The following is a 22,544-nucleotide window of genomic DNA, read 5'->3' on the forward strand; positions in this document are numbered from 1 at the left end:
AATAAAGATCATCTAAAACAGTCACTTAAATCACCAACATTTGCTATTAAAATATTTAAACAGCAAATCATCACAAAAAAGTCTTACCTACACCAAAATGTAATATTACTGAAATATTTCCCCTCTAACATCACGCTCAGATTAAACAAACAGACCAAACACAGACTTAAACGGTCCAATGGAGAAAACATTATGAACCAAGCTACTACTGCAGCAGCGCCTATCTCGAGCACAACTCGTTGGCTACGCTGGGCTAACTTGGCATTCATGCTTTACCTACTATTACTTTCAGTTTCAATGGTTGGTACAGGCTTCAAATGGGCAACAGGCGAGCAAGCAAAGGTTCTTTTCGAATTTGCTTCACACCCAGTTGCAGGCTTAATGATTGGTTTAGTGGCAACAGCACTTATTCAATCATCAAGTACAGTTACTTCAATTATCGTTGGCCTTGTGGCAGGTGGTTTACCTGTTGAGCTAGCAATCCCTATGATCATGGGTGCGAACATTGGTACTACAGTAACCAATACGCTAGTTAGCCTTGGTCATGTTCGTTGTAAAGATGAGTTCAAACGTGCATTCGCAAGTGCGACGATTCACGACTTCTTTAACCTATTAGCTGTTGCTATCTTCCTACCACTAGAGATGGCGTTTGGTATTCTAGAGAAGATTTCTCACTGGTTAGTATCACCGATGCTAGCAACAGGTGATATGAGCATGGGTGGTCTTAACTTCATCAAGCCAATCACTAAACCAGTAGTCAGTGCGATTAAAGAGCCACTATCGACATTTGGCGACACTGTTGGCGGTATCATGCTTATCGTTCTAGGTATCGCGACTATCTTCGTAGCTATCACGGTAATGGGTAAGCTAATGAAGAGCCTGATGGTGGGCCGTGCTCGTGAGATTCTAAAGAATGCAATTGGTCGTGGTCCTATCCACGGTATCGCTTCTGGCTCTATCGTTACTATCCTTGTTCAGTCTTCTTCTACGACAACAAGCTTGATGGTTCCACTAGTAGGTTCAGGTGTTCTTAAAGTACGTGACGTTTACCCATTCACTCTGGGTGCAAACATCGGTACGTGTATTACCGCGCTATTAGCAGCGACAGCAGTATCTGGTGAGTTCGCAGTATTCGCACTGCAGATTGCTCTAGTACACTTGGTGTTCAACATCATGGCAACGGTATTCATCTTTGGTATTCCGTTCCTACGTGAACTACCAGTAAAAGCCGCTGATATTATTTCTGACATGGCTGTGAAGAATAAATCTGTAGTGGCTGGTTACCTTATTGCGGTATTCCTTGTACTGCCTGGTACCGTGTTAGCACTGACGGCTTAATCGCTAAATAATTAGATAGCTTAACCGCTAACAAGACACATCGCTTATAACAAAGCCCGCAACCTCCTAGGTTGCGGGCTTTTTCTTTTTAAGAGCAGATGAGGGAAGCAAAAAGCAGATACGGGATGCGAGTGAACGAGTAACGAAGAGCTAAAAGCAGATACGATATTCGGGTAAACGAATAACGAAAAGCGACTGCCTCTCATTATCTGCGTTTTGATATTTCGTATCTTACTGACTCAAATCTAAACACGTTCTTCGTATCCCGCATCTCGTTTACTCGTATCTAGCTACCCTTCGTATCTCACATCCCGTTTATTCGCATCTAAAAAACGCTTACTTACCTTGCTCATTACGCAGATACATAATGGCGACCATGCCAAAGCCGATAAATTGCCATAAATACTGCCCGTCGCTTGCGCCAGTGATGGTTTGAGTGAAAGCCATACAAGCAGTCACAAACAAAGAAGCGAAAGCAGCATAGAGCAACCACGGACGCTCTTTACCCACCATGAACTCACCTGCAAGTACCGAACGGATAACCAGTAAAAACGGCACACATTGCAAAGCAATCAGAATCGGGAACATAAAATCGAATGTTGGACTCAGTAGAGCATGACCGATTTGGCTCTTATCCCAAGTTCCTACAATATAGCCTTTCCAGCCAGCCCAAGTGTCACCTGAATAAGCGGTATCGGGCGTAATAAAGACAAGCACAACGCCCATCACTTTATCGATAAAGCCATTTTTGAACCAAAAGACGAATAAGAAGATCTGAATTGGAATGATCTGAACAGCAAACTTCTTCAACATGTGTGTACCCCAAATAATTAATGATTTGGTTACCAGTATGTGGAAGTCGATATTTTTACGCTTGATGCAAGGCAATCGAGCCTGAATCCAAACAATAATCAAACATGTTGAGAAGCCTGTCGGCACAAGAAAACCTTGCGGAAGAGCCGTTACTATTAGCGGTAACTCAACGTCTTCACTTCAAAGAGAATTATGTGGTTTAGGAAAGGTTTGTTTTTTATAAAGATTCAATAAGATCAAACAGTTGGCCATTATACTCTTTTTTCACTTCGGTATAGCGCTGATAGTTGTATTGCGAACCTTCGGGGTTATCCGACAGCTTGTCAGCCACACTAAGTAGATAAAAACTGATTGGGCTCGGTGTACTTTCGGCAGCATAAAAAAGGTAAGGGAAAGCTTGATTAGCATGTTGGTTGATTAACAGTGCAAGACCCAAGGTAAGGTTGGCAATATCACAACGCGGATTCATCTCAAAGGCTTGCTTTGCCAGTTGCAGTGCATGTTCGCGATCTTCTTGCTCATGACTTTGCAAATAAGCCAAAGATTCCGAATACGACAATAAGGCATTGACCAGATAATTGTCTCTTCCTTGCTGTTGAATCGTATCCAACTGAAGTGCGATCTCTGCAAATGGCTGTCCACCTTTGCCTTGGTAGAAAAGCGATATCCCCTCTGAAATAACCTTCCAATCATCGTAGTTATCAATAGCGGTCACTCGATGACTGACTACGCCGTATTCTGAACTCATAGGGGCAATTATGGCTTTAATCTCAAGAATCACATCCCCAATAGCATCAAAGAAGTTGTCTTGGCTAAAGCTCTTTTCCACTTTCTGGCTTTGATTGGGCTGGCGGTTGTTTTGTATCAGCACGCTCAGTACATAGTCACCGCCCTTTTTCTTGAGCCAACCTTTAAGTTCGACACCATTATTGGCAAGTGATTGCTTGCCCTGTTTCGATAGCTGAGAGAAGTGGTAACCCGATAAGTTTTTAGCCGAATTCAATCCATAGAAAAGATAGTTGTATACACTTTCCGACATCTCATAATCGTCCGCAGAATCGAGCGTAATATCATGGATATAAACGGGAATCATATTACTTTGATTAGCGGCAATACCCACAGTGTCATTGGTTGGGACATCGCTTTTCCATGCCAAAATTGCGATCAAACCGAACGCTAATACAGCGGTTGTAATAAAGGCGATAGTTTTATTTTTGGGCTTAGAAACAACAACTTTAGTTTCAGGTGGGAGTATATCTTCTGCAGGAGTAGTCTCAACGCTAGGCTGAATTATCTCAATATCAAACAGATAACCTTGCTTAGGAATGGTTTGAATGATGCGATACGGACGTGCTTTATCCAGAAGCTGACTGCGCAATAAACTGATGACCTGTCTGACCAAGTTGTCAGACACTTGAGTTCTTTGCCACACATCAGCAGCTATCTGCTGCGTACTAACCACTTGCCCGCGCTTCTCGATGAAATAGCTGAGCAGCCTTGCTTGTAGTGGCTCTAAATGAATCTCTTCACTATCAATCACCAACTGGTTTTTATCAGGGTAGAAAGCAATAGGAAAGTCGTGTTGCAATACAAAGCAATGCGAGCGAGTCATAGTAGTTCTGTGGTTAGAAAAGACCACTCAAGATTATTGGTTTTACGAATGGTAAGCAAGCCAAGCATCAGAAATAAAAAAGGCTGCGCAGAGGCAGCCTTTCGATCAATCAGTCAATCAAAGCAGATTAGATTAAACCGAGAATGGGTACTTAATCGCTTCGTGGCATTCGTAGCCTTCAACCCAGAAGTCATCCATCGTCACCCACGTTTCCAAATCTTCTAAAGACTTAATCTCAGGATTGATATGGAATGTTGGCCCAGCTAAAGGCTCACGCTTCAACTGGATATCACGCATAGGTGCGAGTTGATCTTCGTAGATATGTGCATTAACCAGCTTGTGGTAAGCCACACCGGCTTTCTTACCAGTGATTTGTGCCATGATTGCTAGGAACACATACACTTGCACCATGTTGAAGTTCAGGCCTAATGGAACATCACAAGAGCGCTGAGTACTGTTTAGGTACAAAGTGTCACCAAGCAGAGAGAAGTGGTGGCTATACATACACGGACGCAAACAACCCATGTGGAACTCACCTGGGTTATATTATTACCCCCTACACCTTACTACTAGTGGCATCTTTTTTGATCTTATAGATTCCTAAAATAACGACAAAGATGAGCCTTTGAACAATCATTTCTACGCTCAATACCCCCTACTAGTTGTACTACTACTTAATGTGTCCTAACATCAATAGATGCTTTTTTAATCAGCCTGATGCGCGTATTAAACTATGAACACGATACATACAGTTATTCATTTAGGGATTTCCGCACCAGACTACGAAACTATGCCTGCGCTAATCCTATTTCTTGAGAGTATTGAGCCGCATGCCTCATTCATTGTTGCTAGGTATGCACGTTATCTTCAAAAAGAAGGTCATGCCTCCTATGCGACTATTAGCAAGGATGTTCATTACATTGGTTTGCTTTTTGACTATTACTATCTAGTTGCAAAACCCAGTACAAAAAATACCAATGACTGGGAGATGCTTATTGAAGACTTTTTGAACGCTTTTGATAAAGGCTCTGTTTTAGGCTGGAAATCTGCAAAAACAGCCGACTATACATATTGTAAAAACACTACAAAACAGTTCTGTCGATTTGTTTTTGGCTTGAAAAACGAAAGAAGGCTTCTCCCTGCGGAAGAAAGAGATCTTGAAGACTCAATCAGTCGCTCTTATGAATACAGTTCCCATCTGAAGACCAGTCTCCTATTTCATATCAAAAGAAAATCCAACAGTACAAGAGCAGCGCATACAGAAACGAAAAGAGGTCATAGAAGGTCTAAATCTGGCACGACAGTAGTCAAGTATTTCCCTCCAGAATACGTACCACTTCTTATCGAAGAGACAACAAACGTACGCGATAAGATCATCTTGTTAATGGCAGCTTATGGTGGCAGGCGGCAGTGTGAGATTCTCCAAATTCTCGTAAATGATGTTGAACCTGTTAATGGTAGATTGAGTGTAACTCTTGCCCATCCAGAGACCTCTAGTATGTCTTGGCTTTGTAATACGGGGAAGAAACGCACTGGTACTCGTGGCGAGCTTCTTAAAACAATGTACGGACTTAAGCCAAGAATTAATCTGGGTGCGCTTTCATCGAGCGCTGGGTGGAAGGGCATAAAGTATGACGACGAACAAACTGAAACTTCTTCCATGTGGTTTATTAGAGAAGAGGTTGAGAGATACCTGTTGACCTTACACATACAGTATATGAGTGAAGCGAGAGGTCAGTATTCACACCATCCATATTACTTTATTAACAACAATGGCGACCCAATGACTAAGAGGTCAATGCGCAAAGCCATAAATAGAGCATGTAAAAGACTAGAGAAAAAGTATGGTATCAATTTGGATGGGCGTAGAGGACATAGTCTGAGACATCATTATGGTTTTTACTGTGCAGACGTTTTAGAGATGGATTTGTTAATGATCCGCAAATATATGGGACATAAACAACTCTCATCTACTGCTATTTACACCCACATATCACCAGAAAAAGCTCGCCAAGTCTTACAAGATGCTCAAGACAGGGCAAAACTCGAAAAAAGAATCGATACAGATGTTGAAGAGAGGATGCAAATTCAGCAGAGATTCGAAAATAACCCAGCAATTACAAAACTACCAAATTCATGGAAGGTTTCATGGTTGACTGGCGGAGAAATCGACACAATGTTAATACAAAGGTAGATACTACATGGATTATGTAACGAATGAATTTGAAGAATATACATCTCCATTAACAAGTGAGGTAGTTAAGTTTAATCCATCTAGTAACTTATTTTGTATACTCAAAACCCCGTCAAAAGAGGAGTTTGACGAACTCTTAAAAGAATATGTGAGCGCAAAAATTCAACTTACTTGGAAAGAGTTATTAGAGCCACTCAACAAAAGTATTAGCAAAATTAATGGTGATAGAATTAGGCTATTTGCTGCCACTAAGTCTTCAAGTAATGACAAAAAATACATGCCGACATACATTTTTGCCGACAGTTACACGAAAGCTATAGGCGAAGAAACTTCTTATAAGTGCCATTTGAAGGTAGAAAGCTTCAGCCTTGAAGAGCAAAGAAAACTTGCAAAGACAATCAAGCCAGCCAACCTTGAGGAAGCAAAAAGCCTGTTTAAAGAAGGGGCATTTCATTACAACGACGCTCTCGGTACTAGATTCATAGATGAGATAATAAAACCTCAGGATAGTTTCGCTAAAGCTGTAAACGCGATGGCCTCGCTTTTAAATGAAGTCGTTGCAGATAGCGGTATCAAATCACAAAGACTCAAGAGGCAACATTCCAATAAAACTCCAAGAAACACTCTTGAATTACTAAGCTTTCTACATACCAAGGGGTATGTGCTTTTCCCGTATGTAAGAAAACTCTCTAGTAATCCTTTTGAATACTGGATGCTTCATAAAAACAATGTAAAGCACTGTGAATACCCTGAATTTGTAAACTCCGATACATATGATTTTGTTGGTCGTATACATGAAGCTTCTGAAGCAACTAGAGCAAACAAGAAGCTTGGTAGTAACGCTAAAACTATGGTGAGGTCATCTACTTTCACCAGAATTGAACAGGTCAGTGATGAATTTCTGGATAGGCAAGTTGCTCTGTATGAAAAGAATTACCAAACCACATCATCACCAGAAGCACAAACTAGAAAGAATGGCTCAACGTTTAATGCTTACACAAATATGTGTAGGGATCTTTTCAACTCAAAACATGATAACCCCGACCTAAAGTTAAAGCACAGAAAGTACATGAGGAGAACTAAAAAGACGATCTATGACCTTGTTGACTTTAGTTTGTACTCAGACAAACTGCCTGAACTTAAGCTGTGGACTGAGCTTCTTTCTGGCTTTTGCTTATCTATAAATGACACTCAGGTTCAATCACGCACGGCTTCTTCAAGATACTTCCTTGATTGGCTTTCCGAACTTAATCATATCCCGCAATCCCCACTTGATATTGTCAGAGCGGTACATATAAATGATTACGCTGAAGGACAAACACTGCGGAATCACCTTAAGAACAGTTACTCTCTTATAGCCTGTAACAGACACTTGACAATGTATAGGCAGTTCTTTGATTACTGCCATGACACTCTTTACAAGAAGCCTGACAATCGTAAAACGCTAAGTACATTTGTTAATCCTGTTGATACTAAATGGGATAGATTTGCAGAGGCTTCCAGTTCAGGAACCAAGCGAACACCGATTGAATCAAGGATAATGAATGAAATTCGAAATTTAATCATTGAAAATGATTACGCTTTCCCCAAAAAAGAATTCTCGTTTGCTTATGTGCATTTAACAAATCATGAAACTGGAGAATATGAACACAACGTATTCTGCCCATCCGTTGCTAATCTTCTCTACTTTATGCTCTGGATTCCAACGCGAAAGATTCAAGCTCAACTTCTTGACTCAGGAGAAGGGGATGACTTTATCTATGACTTTGAGGAAAAGCAGCTAGTTAAGAACAAAAATAAGATCGGCAACGAAAAAAGACAAGAAGGTTTATTGCAAACACTTCCATCAGGTGTTCTCGGAATTACTGACGTACTCGGCTTGCACATTACAACCAATAAGACTTCAGATGATGGTTACGATATCCCTTGGGTTTGTGATGAACTACTTGCATCATTGAAAAACCAGTACCAATGGCTCCGTAAATACTCACCCTACCCAGAGCGAAGAGGAAAAGATTCTCTTGGAAAACTTCTGACCGAAGAAAGCATAGCAACAGACAAAACTTTCTATTGCTTGTTCCGTGATCCATCACAACAGAGATCTGACGACCAATCAAAACCAGTTGCAACCCACATTATAAAAAAAGCGTGGGGATTACTCTGTAGCGAAGCAGAGAAACGAATAAACGAAAAACTTCCTGACACGCACAGAAAAATATCTTTGACTAAAGAGGGAGCACCTAACGAATCTCGTTACGATATCCACACATTGCGAGTGAGTGGAATTACAGATTTGCTCGATAAAGGAGTTCCTCTAGGAATTGTTCAGCAGTTTGTTGCTGGACATAAAACTTATGTTATGACACTTCATTACGATAATCCTTCTCATGCGAAAGTAAGGGAGTATTTGGAGGCTGCACGTAATAAGGATAGCAATGTGTCTGATTTTGAATTTATTGAATCAGAAATTGACCAAGTTAGTGAACATTTTGTTACTAACCAAACCTATGCTAACAATGGATACACAGCTTTTGATGCATTGAAAAAGAACGCTGGAATCGTATCTATAAAGCTTTCAGGTATTTGCCCTGGTGCAAGTTGTGAAGAAGGAGGTCTTGATCCTTACAGAAAACATGGTGCACCTGTCCCAGTCGGAGATAGAGGGCCATCCTGCCCTCAATGTCGATTTTGGATAACTGGGCCGATGTTTCTTTTAGGTCAGGTTGTAGAAGGAAATCAGTTAATAAGGAAGATCAAGAAAAAAGTAGCTGCAATTGACAAGATCAGAGAGTCCATAATTGATGCTGAGGACGATTGTAATACCCAGTTATACAACAAGTTATCGGGTCGTGAGGATCGTGAACTGCGAATCCTTTCTAACATGTTAACTGAATGGTCTGAGCGCATGAAATTTTACGAGGCTTCAGTAACCAAACTTGATGCGTGGATGGCGTATAAAGACAAAAATAATGAGGCTAATTCTAACCTGCCAGTATCCATGTTTACCAAGTCCACAGAAGAAGAGATTCGGTATAGTTTTGGCGAATCAAGCAACTTGGAACTGACTCATTTTCTCTCAACAGTTTCAGAGTTTCTTCCTGAGTTCATGGACTCTGATGACACTTCTGTTCCTGATTTAGAGCAGGCTATTGCTAAGTTTATGGCTATGAATAATCTAGGTGACATTATGTTTAAATTGAGTAACGAACAGCGGCTACAAGCTACCAACTTGATGACAGATGTGCTTATAAGCAATGTCGGGGCAGAGAGTGCTGAAAACCTTCTTAATGGCGATGTTGCATTATCAGAATTACCTGCATTAAGCCATAAAATAAGTGAATTAGTGAGTAAAAGCGAAGAGAAGCTTTTTAGACTCGACGCAAATACTTTTGAATCGATTGGGAGTAACTCAAAATGAATACCGCAGTATCTCCGTCACCGTCACCGTCAGCTATTTTATACGATGAATTATGTAAATCCGCTAATAGCAAAAGAAGAGAAAACGCACAGAATATAAAGACCACCTGCGATCACATGAAAGCAGATGGAGTCGAGATCTCCTTGAGCGGTGTTGCCAAAAGATGCCTTGACTCTTTTGGTAGTCCAGCAGTGTCAACAGTAACAAACACTGGTTCGAAGTTAGGTGAGTATGTTCGCTTGCGAAAACAAGAGCAAAACATTGATAAAGGAAGCATCATTCAAAGAACAGGAGTCTCTGCGAAAGTACAAGATCCCGTACTTGCACAAGAAGTAAAAATACTTGAAGAGACGATCAAGGGATTGAGAAATGAAAACAACGCATTAAGAGTCGCGTTTAAGAAACTCAACACTGATATTGATAATAATATCAGTACAATCCTACTAAGCGAACAAAAAACGCACAATAGCAATAATAAACAGTTACCTTCGCCTAAGTATACATCGCACCTAAAAGGTGCTATCACATCACTACTCAAACACTTATCAGACAGAGGGTACGATATATATCGAGGCCGTTTTGGGATAAACAAGAAAACCGTGCTAACTACCGCTGAACTAGATGCTTTGAAAGACGTGCTTGATATTAGTGAATCTGAATTTCACGCCACATATTGTAATAAAAAATAATATTACTCCAAGTGCTACTGGATTGTTCAGACTAATCAGCCAGTTTCGGGCTAACAGGTGCACATGTAAAGCTCAAGCCCCCCTTTTTGATTTCAACTCATATTAACGAGCCACACAAAGTGCCTATTTTTTACTACTTCCATCTTTACTTCAATCATGGCACGAAGTAATGATAAGCGCCTGTTACCTTCTAGAAGGTGATATGGAGCGAACATCGGTTCTAAATTAGCGTGCTCCAAAGATAAAATAGGATGGACTTGAGTGCTAGCATTGTGAGCTACGATGATCGGCCTAATGAAAGTACCTTGTACTAACATTGAATCAAACCATACAGGCCGCAATGGAAGACCTTGTGGCTTTAACCATTCATGCGCTTTAGGGAATAACTTACTTTCATCATATGGATAATGACGTATGGCTAAAATCTCACTGTTTGTTAGCTCAACTAGTTGGTACTTCCAGCACGCTAAACTTTTCACCTGATTAAGTGCTTTTGTAACAAAATCAACGTCAAACGGCCATTGTTCTAATACATCATCAGGTATGTGCCTGAGTCGATAAGGCAACCTAGCTTTATATTTTTCAAATGATTCATTTTGCTGAAACTCGGGGAGTTTAGTTGATAAATACGGCCTAATACGCTTCATCTTTAGCTTAGTTCCGACCCTGCCCACATTTACCTCCTAAATACAAAACAAGAACACCCATCAACTTTTATTACATTTGCTTTATGGTGACGAGAGCTAGTTACCAAACAGATACAATTATGATTTTTAAATTGTATCTATAACTCTATCGAATTTGTCATCTAACTTAACGTCACAACGTTATAGGAGAAACTGGAGTACTCCAAATATCAGCAAAATTAGCATCTGTGGAAGCTGGCCCAGGTTTCGCCTCATCAATGGTCATTCTTACTGGAATATTAAACGCAGAACCAAACCCCACAGCATCACCTCTAGGTAAACCAGAAATTTCGCTTAAAACATTTTCATTCCCATTTTCCATTGCATGTCGTAACGCATTAAGATCCCTCTCGTTAGTCAATCTTAATGACAACCAGTTGGAACACATGGCTAAAACCGTAGAAGATAGTTCCGATGGCCTCTGTGTGCTGACTAATAATGAACAACCAAATTTTCGACCTTCTTTAGCAAGTCGTTCATAGGCTTTTAATTGATGTGCATCTTCAGCGTATGGGTCTCTGAGGTATTGATGAGCTTCTTCTAGCAAAAGCAACGTTGGGTGGCTGTTATTTTGCCCTCGCTTAAAGAGTACTTCTGCATACATTTCTAATAGAGCACCTAGGACTAATGGAGATAAGTCATCTGCCAGGCCTTTTAGATTGATTATGTGTACATTCCAATCCTGGGACTCACCTTTGGGATTACCAAAGATATAATTAACTTCATCCTGTAAAGGGGTATCCCAAGCATTCGACGTATTTATTGCTTGCCCACCAGATGTATCCAACACTTCAGTAAAACGAGAATCTTCAGATAGTTGTTGAATAACCTTGATTAGAGGGAGAACATTTCCATAGTTGAAAGCATTCCTTTCACTTGAACCTGCATTTCTACTCGCAGCTACACAACCAAACTCCGCAACCAGGTTGGCTAACCCTTTAAACGGGGGCCATTGAAGTTGCCTATTCACATTCTGTTGCTGTAAAGCTTTAAGCCATGCTCCTAAATGAGCTTGGTTATCTTGACTACAATCATCTACTAGAGGAAAACTAGCTGCATTACCAGAGATTGTACTTCCTTGCTCTATCAACATTTCATTTGGATTTGCAGGATTCACCTTTACAAAAGTTAAAGAACGCAACGAATTTCGTAGCGCTGGTAACTGAGTCTTATCACTAGGCCTAAGTAGCTTTATTAACCCAGACCAACCTAATGACTGGTAAGGTATTCGATGGTAGTTAACATGCTCTTTTGCAAATACGTCACTAGATTCTGTATTTGTACCTACGCCTAATACAGTTTGCCGAACATTTTTCAAACCTTCAAATGCTTGAGCATATTCCCCATTAATATCAAAAATTACTATTCTAGCGCTCGGGAAAAGCTCTGTTATCTGTCTCGTTATCAAAGCATTGAAATTAGATTTACCATAGCCAGTGCTACCCAACACAGCTAAATGCCTACTTAGCAACTTATTTACACCAGCTCGAATTTCTACAGTACGGGTTCTGGCATCGCTGCCAAGCCTTAAAGAAAACTTATGTTCTTCTTCTGGTATGCCGAACACAACATTTAAAAGCTCTTTATCTAGTGGAACCGCTTTAGCTCCTAAAGGAGGCAGCATCCAGTTTTCAGAAATAAAACATAGTCTGTCTTCGGTAGACTTGATGTGCCCAATCGCATGACAAACTAACTGCCTCAATGGGATATCTGATACATTCATCGTACCAAACTTAGTCGCATGTGCTTTTTCTGGTTCAACAAAGGACATATCAGCTACACGAGCTATTACTAAATGTCTACCAGCCTCAAAACCAATTAAGTCTCCTGGCTGAGACACCGAGTTTACTCCGCCCCTATGCGAGGCTAGTTGCCCCTTGTGACTATCCAGCAGGTTAACTCGAACTCTAGTACCTTCGAGTGAGACCACATATCCTATTTGGGACATCTCGTAATAGCTCATCACTTATTCCCCTCTGCTACTTAAACCAAGGTTTTGAAGAGCTTCAACTATCACCTTAGCCGCATTGTTTTTAGGGAATAATACTGGTTTGGGAATCAAATCAACGAAGTTATCAAAGTAAGCATCAGTACCACCAATGATTGTCACTTGATTTAGTTTCATCTTTCTAATTTTATCAATGCATCTTTGCGCTTGACTCAATCCATTTTGAAGTTGACTGTTTGCACTAAGTTCTGCCAATTCTGGATAGCAGATAACAATATGAAGAGATGGGTTAAGTAGAGCACCGAGAATGATTCTATTGATATGGTAATCACCGAAACCATAGCCATTAATAAATAAGGTAGTCTGTGGCTTAGTCAAAAACTCACTGAATCGACGAAACATCTCACCATAGACAAAACCTATTGTATGGTGGTATTTATTTGCTCCAGGATAAATGAGACGCTGGTTCCCAATAAAATTACTAGTTGTCACCAGTGGTTTGATAAAATCCTGATAAGCTTTCGCACTAGTGCACTCTATAACATCCCCACTTTCATCTTGATACCAAGTTAATGAGCCGTGGAGTTTATATAAGTACATATTGTAATGCCCGAAACGTGCTTCACCCACTGCGTTTACATTTCGAAACCCTAGATCAAAGGAATGAGGTTGAAAGGTTCTTGAGTGAATGCCTGAAAAGCCGTTGACAAGGTTGATCCCTGATTCTTCCGCTGACCACTCAACGGCTAGATCATAATTTGTAGTAAAAATGGATGGAGCGGCTTGACCTGGCTGTCGATTAGATAGCAGCTTTTCTAACAAATTTCTGTGTTTATCGAACTTTTCATGCTGTCCAACATGAAGTTCAGGGAATTCTGAGTCAACTAACAAAGCAGCTTTTGTAACTGAACGGTATAACTCAACCAAAATATCTTGAAGTTCAGATGAGTCTTGCTGCCAAGTATCTACTACACTTTTGTTTTTAAGCACTTCATCGATCAAGAGTTCAATATTAACAGAGTCAGCTTCAATCTCTTCTTGGTTTATCAGCCTATATTTATCTCTAAGTATCGGTATCTTCAGCTCATTGCGAGACATAAAGTCTAACCAAATATCTTTCATAACCATACCGCCAGCGCTTTTGGAAGCACCTGCACCTAGCAGTATCCCTACATTTTCTAGCTGACATAAAGAGGACAAGTGACTTTCTAAATCTGTACGATCAATTTCACTACCACCTTGAATAAACAACTCTGTCATATACATGCATCCACTCATCAATTCAATGTGTATTGTATCATATGTACTATGACTACAAACTTGAGCTAATGTGCATAATTACCTTTATTGAAGGCTGTTGTAATTCATAGACCCATATAAATACGAAAGTGTCCTTTAATGCCACTTATGAGAGGTTACCGTAACGGATTTTATTCAGAATAGTTAGAATCATTTCTTTCCCATCTGGCTCTAGTAGTATTTCTAACGGTGTCAAACCATCAAAAAACCATTTAGGATTATTCAGCCACTCATCCACTAATTTTTCTTCCTCAAATAACTCTAAAAGCTCTTTTCTTACATCATAATCGTTATCCATCTACTATCCTTACCTACTAAGTAACAGCCAACCTGTAACCCTAAAAGAGCTAACGCAAGCGTAAAGATCACTTCAAAAATTGCTCAGTTCTGTGTTGATTGGAACTACCTAGATCGATATTGAACACCTAACCTAATTGATAAGTGCTTTGCAAAACCTTTTCTGCTACTAGAGCCTCCAGTATTCACAATATACATCCCATTTTCATTTAAACTCACACAACTACAATCAGACCAGTGGGTAGCCATACGTGAATAGTCAAGGTTCCCAAGCTTTTTTGCTGCTTGATAAATATGATTGGTGCGTTCTGCAGGAGCAATGCTTTCATATATCACCCAAAGATTATTAAATACTAATCCTAGACCTTGAATGAGCGTTGCAACTAACTGAAAACCAGTTCTATCCTGTGAATAAGCATCGCCTTGACAATCAATCCATGTCTCAAAAAACAGTATTAAATCACTTCTAATTGGGTCTAAGTGCTTTTTGGAAAGAATCGCTCCATCATGCATTTCTCGAACACCACGCACTTTCCCCTGCATGCGCTCACCACCTAAAGCACCAAGAATAAAACGGGTAACTGTATTTAAAGTAAGAACAAATTCACTTTTCACCGTGACCGTATTTGCATCAAAACTCATGCCACCATGTGACGTAATAATAGGTAATGCACTAATCTCACGAGCAAACATGACCACATCATCTGTTCTAGCTAATTTCATAAGCTTATTAGTACTCATAGGGGTAGCTTGCCCATTCACATCTGCGAAGATTTGAGAAAAGTCAGCCTCAGAAAGAGCTTTGTCTTTTCGGAAAATAAACAAGACTTGAACACTTAATTCTTGAAGCAGACCTGAGAGTTCAACCCTACGTTTCAGTCGAGCATCAGACTCTTTAATGTTTTTAAGAAGAGACTGGTCATATCCTCCTAAGATCGTCGCAACTGTTGAGAGCCTGTTTACACCATCAACCACGAAATTTTCATCTGGTTGCATCATCAACATGTCATTCAATCGTGGCTCTTCACTGAACTCGATATCAACTTCTGACATACAACCGATTAGAACAGGCGGAATAACCCCACTAATCTCAGTAGAGGCGGTTAAATGCTTATAGCAATAATCCTCAAAGCCTTGCCTTCTGCTTGGACTAGCAACTCGCTGAATCTCTTTATAGAGAACTTTTAGATGCGCAGGAATTAAATCAAATGAACAAGATCGTAAAAGATCTGCCACAGACATGACAGTGGACATTGTATAAACACCGTTGAACGGAGTGTGTGTTACACAACCAAACACTTTCTTTGTGGTCGCCCCAAATCGTCGCTTTTCATTAATAGGTTTGTTCATCAAAAATGTCTCATTAAATATTTCATGGGCGCATCATTGATCGGGGCGACGCCCCGATCAAGAGTTTTTTTCTTTTTTTCTTTATCATTTAAATAAATCAATGTGTTAAAAAAAACAAATGAGAAACGCAGACGAACTGATCATAAGTGGAATTCAAAGTACCAACATGCTTGGCGGCTTATCGTTACTTCAAAGCTATATAAGTATTGAGGAGTTACTGGCTTCCCTTCCTAAAGAACACCTGTTTCAGGAAAAGTTTTCCGCAAGCTACGAACGGTCTGTGAACAAAGAGAGACTCAGCAAACTAGAAAATTACTACCTAAAGAGTGTTATAAATAACACTCCTATCGATATCCCTAAAATTTCCTTGGTTGCATATAGAAAAGTGCGTGACGAAATGCAGCACAATAGACTAGCAAGTCTACAATTCGATAAAAATGACTCAGCGATTGTGGATGGCTTTCTAGCTATAAGCGCACTCAGTAACCTTCTAAATCGAGTTGATCCATTTACAGGCAAAAAAGCAGACAAAAGTGGTCTAACTACGAAACAAAAACAAGCTCTCGCTTCTGTCGATGTACAGCTTAGTATTTACTATCGACAAAATGAAACGGTAAATGAAGAAGTACTATCGAAGTTATTCTTTGATATCAATGCAATAGATACCAGAGTCTATTCACAATATATCGCTACACACGTTCAAGAATCTCCACTTAATCTTGGTGCGGAAAAAATTGCACTAGCTCTTAACCTGAATGCATTTGGTGGGGTATCTGAACTTAATAAAATAACAAAATCAGATAGTTACGTTACAACTAAAAGTACTCTCATGTTAATTTTACTTGCTAGTTTGGGAGGTAAAGGCGCTAGAATCGAAAAACAGCTACCTACCCACTTACCAGACAAAACTCTAATCACCGAGCAAGTTATCAATGATGCTCTTAAAACGGTGATACCACTCATGAAAGGTTGGATTTCGTGCTTAGAAACCAAGTTTAAGCAAGATAGCAACGGATTTCATCGTTCTATGCAAACCTGGCAAGCGTTAGGCATCGTCGCATATCACTTAACACACAATAATAATCTTAGCGAGGATGAGCTATTTTCTACTGGTCAGATTTTAGGTCGATTGAACTACGATAAGAGTGCTTCCCATTGGGGTAAGTGTGCAGCATTTAAAAAAGATGCGAGTGGAAGTTTCTGGATAAACGCAACTGGAGGTGGACGCACTTTCAGAGATAAAGTTGCAGCGTACTTAATAAGTCTTTTGTGAGTGGTATTCCCAACATTTCAGCTAATGGCCTGACTATAACTTGACAGTAGAAAGTTGTAGTTCAAAGGATCTTTCTCATGCTCTTCGAAAAGATAGTTCCGCAAAATGGCTTTAGTTTACCGATGCAGACGTACTGACAGACAATAGCTATACTGGGTGGCTCCGTTCACTATTAACGGGACGAGATATCCAGAATTTACGTGCAGTTTTCATCATCAGTGTTTCACAGGTAGCATTTATAAAAGGCTTTAGATCAAAGTAAGAATAACCATTCGCAACAATATATTTCCCTCCAAATTTTAGTTGTAGTCATTGCCCACAAAAACTTGACTAACTCGTTGAATGATAACTTACAACTCAGTAGCATATCACTCATATGAATAATGTTCAGGTCAGCTTTCAAAAGGCTACTTTAGTGGCACTCCCCCCTGCAATCACTGACCAAATCGACTAAACCCTAAGTCAAATTAGGTAAGGACAATAAAGTGCTTTGGCCAGACAACGAATCAAATGTAGACCTACTAAACTATCAATCCATAAGTAAAGCAATCATAACATTACTTGACGACCAACAAAGGTTGCCAGTTTCTATAGGTATTCATGGTGACTGGGGGGCGGGAAAATCTTCAGTTTTATCGATGATTGAACAGTCTTACGAAAGCGATGAAAAGACAGTATGTGTTAGATTTAATTCGTGGCTATATCAGGGACTTGAAGACGCTCAGACTGCACTGATGCAGCAAATTACTAATGATTTGATAAAAAGCAGATCATCAATAGAAGGGTTTAAAGAATCAGCCGACTCATTTCTAAAACGAATTGACTGGTTTAAAACAGCAAAAACAGTAACGAACTGGGGAGTTACAGCCTTAACAGGAGTGCCCACTCCAGCAACAATACAAGGTTTATCCAAGATAATTGAGAGTTTAACCAATAGCGCTGGAAATCTAGGACAAGAAGATATGTCGAAGGGGTTGGCCGAGCTCAAGGAGTGCATTGGAAAAACAGAAAGCAAGCGTGTTGTAACTGAGATAACAGAATTCAGACAAGAGTATAAAGAGCTACTCAAAGCAGCTGACATAGACAGATTGGTAATTTTGGTTGACGATCTTGACCGTTGCCTACCAGATACAGCAATTGCAACGATGGAAGCAATGAAGCTGTTTTTATTTATGCCAAATACAGCTTTCATTGTCGCTGCAGATGAAACAATGATCGAGTATTCAGTTCGTCGTCACTTCCCTAATCTATCAGAAGAAGTTGGCGGTATGGCGTATACGCGAAACTACCTTGAAAAACTGATACAGATCCCATTCAGGATTCCAGCTCTTAATGAAAATGAAACGTCGATTTATCTCACCTTACTCATAGCAGAAAATGTATGTAAACAAGGTAGCGATGAATTTAATACTGTTCTTGAACATGCTCGCACAATTCTAAAAGAGCCTTGGGCAAAAGGAAGTATTTCCATTGAACAATTTGAGAAATGGACGGGGAAAAACTTATCTAAAGAAGACAAAGATTTATTCTTCATGACCTCTCAAATTGCTCCTGCTTTAAACCTGGGTACAAAAGGCAATCCACGTCAAATAAAGCGATTTTTAAATGCATTTATGACTAGGCTATTAGTTGCTGAAAGTGCAGGTTACAAGGAAGCCATTAAAGAAAATGTACTGATTAAGCTCATGCTTTTAGAAAGATTTAACCCCAACGCGTATGAGTTGCTTAGATTAGATAGCCTAAGTACCTCCGAAGGTTTTTCTCACTCACTAAAAGTACAAGAGCTATCTACATTCAATGAGAATCTGGATGAAGAAACTGACGGGCCTCTACCAGCACAAAAGCCTTTATTCGATATAGAAAAAGATACTTGGTTAGCCAACTGGATAAGAATTGAACCGCAGTTATCCGAACTGAACCTTGCTCCATATTTCTTCCTAACGCGAGAAAAAGTAAGATTCATTGGATTAACCCAGAGTAATGAGTTAATTGAACGATCACTAAAACTACTCGCAGGAGATTCTTTCGTGGTTGCAGGAGCACAAAGCACTGTAGAGCAATTATCCGCTGATGATGCCGATAAATTGATGGATGTCTTGATTACGAAAATTCACAGTACATCCAGCACACAGAAAGCTCCAGAGTACTACTTTGGGGCCATTCTTTTATGTAAGTGCTTTAAAGAGCTTCAATTAAAACTCCTGCGAGGCATTACCGACATTCCTGAACGTAAAATTGGAACTTGGGCAGTTTCTGGTTGGGAGCGAGCAGAGTTAACTGATGATGCTCGAAACGAACTTAAAGAACTACTCAAAGACTGGGCGGAAGCTGACAATACAACTCTTGCCGCAACGGCTAAGCTGCAACTAAAGAAGAGTAAATAATGGGTACATCTACACCAAATAAAGGCCCCAACAGCAATAACCCCCTAGTTCCTACTTGGCTTGAGGGTGGAAGCGGAGAGTCTCAACAGCAACAGCAACAGCAACAGCAACAGCAACAGCAACAGCAACAGCAACAGCAACAGCAACAGACTACACCCCAAAAACCGCAAATAAAACCAGAAAGTGGACAACGATTCAAAGCTCCTAGAACCGATATGAATCGCTACTTCCGAACTGGTGACACTGGCTCAATGAAGCGTGGGATAAGTCGTTACGTTAAAAATACGGGAGGAAAAAATTCCGCTGTAAAAAGGATGGGGAGTTCAACAAAAGCTGCGAGCAACTTACTTTCATTCTTAACTGATGTAGCGCAACGTGGCACTGATGCTGTAGCCAAAAGCTTTAATTTAACGTTAAAGCCAAACGAAACCGCAGATGAATTATTACTTCGTGTGTCTGATCAAATCTGTGATGTTACCACTAGCAACATTCCTGATGCTGTTGCTCGAAGTGCATATATCGAGACAGTCATTGAGATGACAACGACAATGGGAATAACTGACTTAAGTAGCATAACTCCAGAGCAGATCAATGCCAGTCTTAGCTGCTTTATTGGTAAAAGCGTCACTGAGAGAATCATTAATGATATCGGTAACAATGTTGTGGCAGAAAAAGCAAACCCTGAGCAATTACAAAAAACTCTCCTTGAGCTTGGGGGGTACATTGAAGGTTGTGCTAGCGATGCAATCTCAAATCTAATTTCGGACGGATTAGATATCATGGATACAGAGTTGGTTGGAAAAATAGATGAAATATATACAAATGTATTTGAGATCTTAGAGTCGGTTGGTGACGAATAATGAAAAGATGTTCTGTAATTGGTTTAATAAACTCAAGTGATAATGTTTCCCTGAGAGATAATAACAGTTTAGTAGTTTCCGTAGATTTACCGAAGGCTCATTCAAAGACAAAATACGGTGTAGGTGCATTTGTTAAAAGAGCAAAGAAGCACCTAGTAGAACCAAACGCACATGCATCTGAACTACTAAACCTATCAACCCTAGTCTATGCTGCCGATACAAGAGTTAGCCGAAAAGAGTATTCTCAAGATGGGTGGACTCGTGAATTTGATATTTACTTCCCAGTAAACAACATTAATTTATGGCTACCACTTAAAGGAAAAATAGAAGAAGTTCTGTCATTCATTACTGGTGATTTCTGGAACATACAATTTAGAGAGCGCGATAAAGATAATCTTTTGGAGTGCGTTAAAAGTACGGAGCCGCCGATGTCAGTAAAAGCCGTCTCGCTGCTATCTGGAGGGTTAGATAGCTTCATCGGTGCAATTGACCTTTTGAGTGAAAAAACAGACTCTCTGTTTGTTGGACACTATACAGCCGATGGTACGCAAAACTATCAAAACTCTGTTGAGGATGCATTAAAAAAACACTATCCCAACCACTTCAAAGGCTACGTAAAAGGCTGCTTAACTTTTGACAAAAATGTATTCAGAAACAGTAATACACACATCGGTTCGGAGAACAGTCAAAGATCACGCTCTTTTATGTTCGTATCGATGGCTGCTTACTTAGCTTCAGGCATGGGTGAACCGTGTAAGCTTATTGTTCCTGAAAATGGCTTCATCGCTTTAAATGTGCCCCTAGACCCCCTTAGGTTAGGAGCTAATAGCACAAAAACAGTACATCCCAACTTCATGTGCAAAATGAAAGAAATATTCCTTGGGTTAGGTTTAGATATTCAGTTAGAAAATCCATATCGACATATGACCAAAGGTGAAATGATGAGCAACTGTAAAAACAAGCAGTTGTTAACCAAACATGCGCACGAGACCTTATCATGTGCTTCACCGACAAAAATGCGTTGGGATAAACATGGCTTAAAATCCAAAAGATTAGGTGGTACGGGTGGGGTTGGTAATTGCGGTTATTGCTATCCCTGCCTTATCCGTAAAGCATCTTTCCAAAAAGCATCTATATCAGATAAGTCTAAATATGTCGCAATTCCAGACTTCAAAGCAGTAAAGATCAAAGCAGGTAAAAATGGTAGCGTGTATGCAGAATCGAAAGACATTTTATCAGTACAGTTTGCAGGATACCGATTAGAAAATGGACTAATCAAGCCTAGCAGCGAGATCCATAAATCTGGCACACTAACTGGTGTATATAATGAATGGAATGATATAGCTTGTATGTACGAACGTGGATTAAACGAAGTATATAGCATAGTCAAAGATGTGACTGTAACTAAGTCATACTAGATAGGGACTAATTTACATGATTAGTAACGACATTAAGTATATTGACTTTCATTGTCACTGTGATCTACTCCCTGGCTTTGAAAGTGGCTTATTTAAACTAGATCCAGAAGTAGCAACAATAGCCGTCACAACTACACCTTTAGCATGGCCTAAGAATATGGAAGAATCTAGACGTATATCGGGTATGATTCCTGCACTAGGCATGCATCCTCAGCTTATAAACTCCCGCTACGATGATCATTATTCATTTACTAAATATGTAAACGATGCCTTTATTGTCGGTGAGATAGGTTTGGATGGTTCAACAACATTCAAAGAAAGCTTGAGCGTACAAGAAGCGGTACTATCTAAAATTTTAGAAGCAAGCTCCGCCAGCAAAGCGACGAAAATACTTTCAATTCATAGCCTGAAGGCAGAAGCTAAGCTTATAAACATCCTGCAAATGAAAATGAACACTAGTTCACTAACACCAATAATGCATTGGTTTACAGGTTCACTTCCGCAAGCTAGTAAGCTACTGGATCTTGGTGCCAAATTCTCTTTCAATCATAAAATGGTCAAAACCAAAAAAGGTCAAAATTTACTGGCTCATATTCCTAGAGAATCTGTGCTAATAGAAACCGATTTACCTTTTACTGGTAAGACCTATAACTCTGATTTTCATAAAGCACTATTAGAAGAAACAACTGTAAAGCTAGCAATGTTATTGAATATACCTAACGAAGAATTTACAGATCGTCTTCTACAAAACTCAAAAAAGCTGTTAGCTACATATCCATAGGACAACACCCGACATTAGAGCCGAAGTTTTAGCTAACAATTAATACTACCATTCAACGATGAAAAATTTGAATCATAAACGAGTATGCTGCCAACCTCTTTATGTTATGATTGGCAGCTATTTCTATAAGGCTAGCCTATGACACCAATTAGATTACGATGTAGTATGATCTGGGTATCATCCA

16 protein-coding genes and 1 pseudogene are annotated in these 22,544 nt (G+C 39.9%); 9 read left to right on the forward strand and 8 right to left on the reverse strand.

Going from position 1 to position 22,544, the window contains the following annotated elements; genetic code table 11:
• The first annotated feature begins 192 nt into the window (after window positions 1-192).
• Window positions 193-1,338 carry a Na/Pi symporter gene (locus AC3CHU_RS13435; protein ID WP_004735026.1) on the forward strand — a complete coding sequence of 382 codons (1,146 nt, stop codon included), beginning with the start codon at window positions 193-195 and terminating at the stop codon, window positions 1,336-1,338.
• A gap of 336 nt (window positions 1,339-1,674) precedes the next feature.
• Here the strand turns inward: AC3CHU_RS13435 and AC3CHU_RS13440 are convergent, their stop codons facing one another.
• The 3 genes and pseudogenes from AC3CHU_RS13440 to AC3CHU_RS13450 form a co-directional block, all read right to left on the reverse strand.
• Complete coding sequence (locus AC3CHU_RS13440; RefSeq protein WP_488524726.1) at window positions 1,675-2,151, reverse strand: hypothetical protein; 477 nt, start codon at window positions 2,149-2,151, stop codon at window positions 1,675-1,677.
• A gap of 217 nt (window positions 2,152-2,368) precedes the next feature.
• Complete coding sequence (locus tag AC3CHU_RS13445) at window positions 2,369-3,763, reverse strand: winged helix-turn-helix domain-containing protein (RefSeq protein WP_146457892.1); 1,395 nt, start codon at window positions 3,761-3,763, stop codon at window positions 2,369-2,371.
• Between the two features lie 132 nt (window positions 3,764-3,895).
• Window positions 3,896-4,309: pseudogene (locus tag AC3CHU_RS13450) on the reverse strand (thymidylate synthase); the annotation flags it as partial.
• A 187-nt stretch (window positions 4,310-4,496) separates the two neighbouring features.
• Between AC3CHU_RS13450 and AC3CHU_RS13455 the strand changes: the two are divergent.
• From AC3CHU_RS13455 to AC3CHU_RS13465, 3 genes are read left to right on the forward strand one after another with little or no spacing between them, the layout of a single operon-like run.
• Window positions 4,497-5,957 (forward strand): tyrosine-type recombinase/integrase, encoded by a 1,461-nt coding sequence (locus AC3CHU_RS13455; RefSeq protein WP_488524727.1) that lies wholly within the window; start codon window positions 4,497-4,499, stop codon window positions 5,955-5,957.
• Window positions 5,958-5,964: 7 nt separating this feature from the next.
• A complete protein-coding gene (locus AC3CHU_RS13460; protein ID WP_488524728.1) occupies window positions 5,965-9,375 on the forward strand; it encodes a VPA1269 family protein in 3,411 nt (1,136 codons plus the stop codon).
• The gene (locus tag AC3CHU_RS13465; RefSeq protein ID WP_488524729.1) at window positions 9,372-10,064 is read left to right on the forward strand and encodes a hypothetical protein; all 693 of its coding nucleotides are present in this window, start codon (window positions 9,372-9,374) and stop codon (window positions 10,062-10,064) included. The genes AC3CHU_RS13460 and AC3CHU_RS13465 overlap by 4 nt, the downstream gene beginning before the upstream one ends.
• 92 nt (window positions 10,065-10,156) lie before the next feature.
• Here the strand turns inward: AC3CHU_RS13465 and AC3CHU_RS13470 are convergent, their stop codons facing one another.
• The 5 genes from AC3CHU_RS13470 to AC3CHU_RS13490 all read right to left on the reverse strand — a co-directional run bounded on the left by AC3CHU_RS13470 (window position 10,157) and on the right by AC3CHU_RS13490 (window position 15,644).
• Window positions 10,157-10,738 carry a hypothetical protein gene (locus tag AC3CHU_RS13470; protein WP_488524730.1) on the reverse strand — a complete coding sequence of 194 codons (582 nt, stop codon included), beginning with the start codon at window positions 10,736-10,738 and terminating at the stop codon, window positions 10,157-10,159.
• 145 nt (window positions 10,739-10,883) lie between these two features.
• On the reverse strand, window positions 10,884-12,590 hold the full coding sequence (locus AC3CHU_RS13475; protein WP_488524731.1) for an ATP-binding protein: 1,707 nt from the start codon (window positions 12,588-12,590) through the stop codon (window positions 10,884-10,886).
• Between the two features lie 126 nt (window positions 12,591-12,716).
• On the reverse strand, window positions 12,717-13,958 hold the full coding sequence (locus tag AC3CHU_RS13480; RefSeq protein ID WP_479258112.1) for an SIR2 family anti-phage-associated protein: 1,242 nt from the start codon (window positions 13,956-13,958) through the stop codon (window positions 12,717-12,719).
• A 145-nt stretch (window positions 13,959-14,103) separates the two neighbouring features.
• Window positions 14,104-14,295 (reverse strand): antitoxin Xre/MbcA/ParS toxin-binding domain-containing protein, encoded by a 192-nt coding sequence (locus tag AC3CHU_RS13485; RefSeq protein WP_479258111.1) that lies wholly within the window; start codon window positions 14,293-14,295, stop codon window positions 14,104-14,106.
• A gap of 104 nt (window positions 14,296-14,399) precedes the next feature.
• Window positions 14,400-15,644, reverse strand: coding sequence for a ParB N-terminal domain-containing protein (locus tag AC3CHU_RS13490; protein ID WP_479258110.1), 1,245 nt, complete (start codon window positions 15,642-15,644; stop codon window positions 14,400-14,402).
• 118 nt (window positions 15,645-15,762) lie between these two features.
• On the opposite strand from AC3CHU_RS13490, the gene AC3CHU_RS13495 reads away from it, so the two are divergent.
• The 5 genes from AC3CHU_RS13495 (at window position 15,763) to AC3CHU_RS13515 (ending at window position 22,360) form a co-directional block, all read left to right on the forward strand.
• The gene (locus AC3CHU_RS13495; protein WP_488524732.1) at window positions 15,763-16,917 is read left to right on the forward strand and encodes a hypothetical protein; all 1,155 of its coding nucleotides are present in this window, start codon (window positions 15,763-15,765) and stop codon (window positions 16,915-16,917) included.
• A gap of 485 nt (window positions 16,918-17,402) precedes the next feature.
• Window positions 17,403-19,301, forward strand: coding sequence for a Qat anti-phage system ATPase QatA (gene qatA, locus AC3CHU_RS13500; RefSeq protein WP_479258108.1), 1,899 nt, complete (start codon window positions 17,403-17,405; stop codon window positions 19,299-19,301).
• Window positions 19,301-20,161, forward strand: coding sequence for a Qat anti-phage system associated protein QatB (gene qatB, locus AC3CHU_RS13505; protein ID WP_488524733.1), 861 nt, complete (start codon window positions 19,301-19,303; stop codon window positions 20,159-20,161). The genes qatA and qatB overlap by 1 nt, the downstream gene beginning before the upstream one ends.
• The gene (qatC, locus tag AC3CHU_RS13510; protein ID WP_479258106.1) at window positions 20,161-21,579 is read left to right on the forward strand and encodes a Qat anti-phage system QueC-like protein QatC; all 1,419 of its coding nucleotides are present in this window, start codon (window positions 20,161-20,163) and stop codon (window positions 21,577-21,579) included. Before qatB ends, qatC begins: the two co-directional genes overlap by 1 nt.
• A gap of 16 nt (window positions 21,580-21,595) precedes the next feature.
• The gene (locus AC3CHU_RS13515) at window positions 21,596-22,360 is read left to right on the forward strand and encodes a TatD family hydrolase (RefSeq protein WP_488524734.1); all 765 of its coding nucleotides are present in this window, start codon (window positions 21,596-21,598) and stop codon (window positions 22,358-22,360) included.
• The last annotated feature ends 184 nt before the right edge of the window (window positions 22,361-22,544 follow it).

The sequence above is a fragment of the Vibrio sp. QJM3NY_39 genome, from assembly GCF_057785895.1.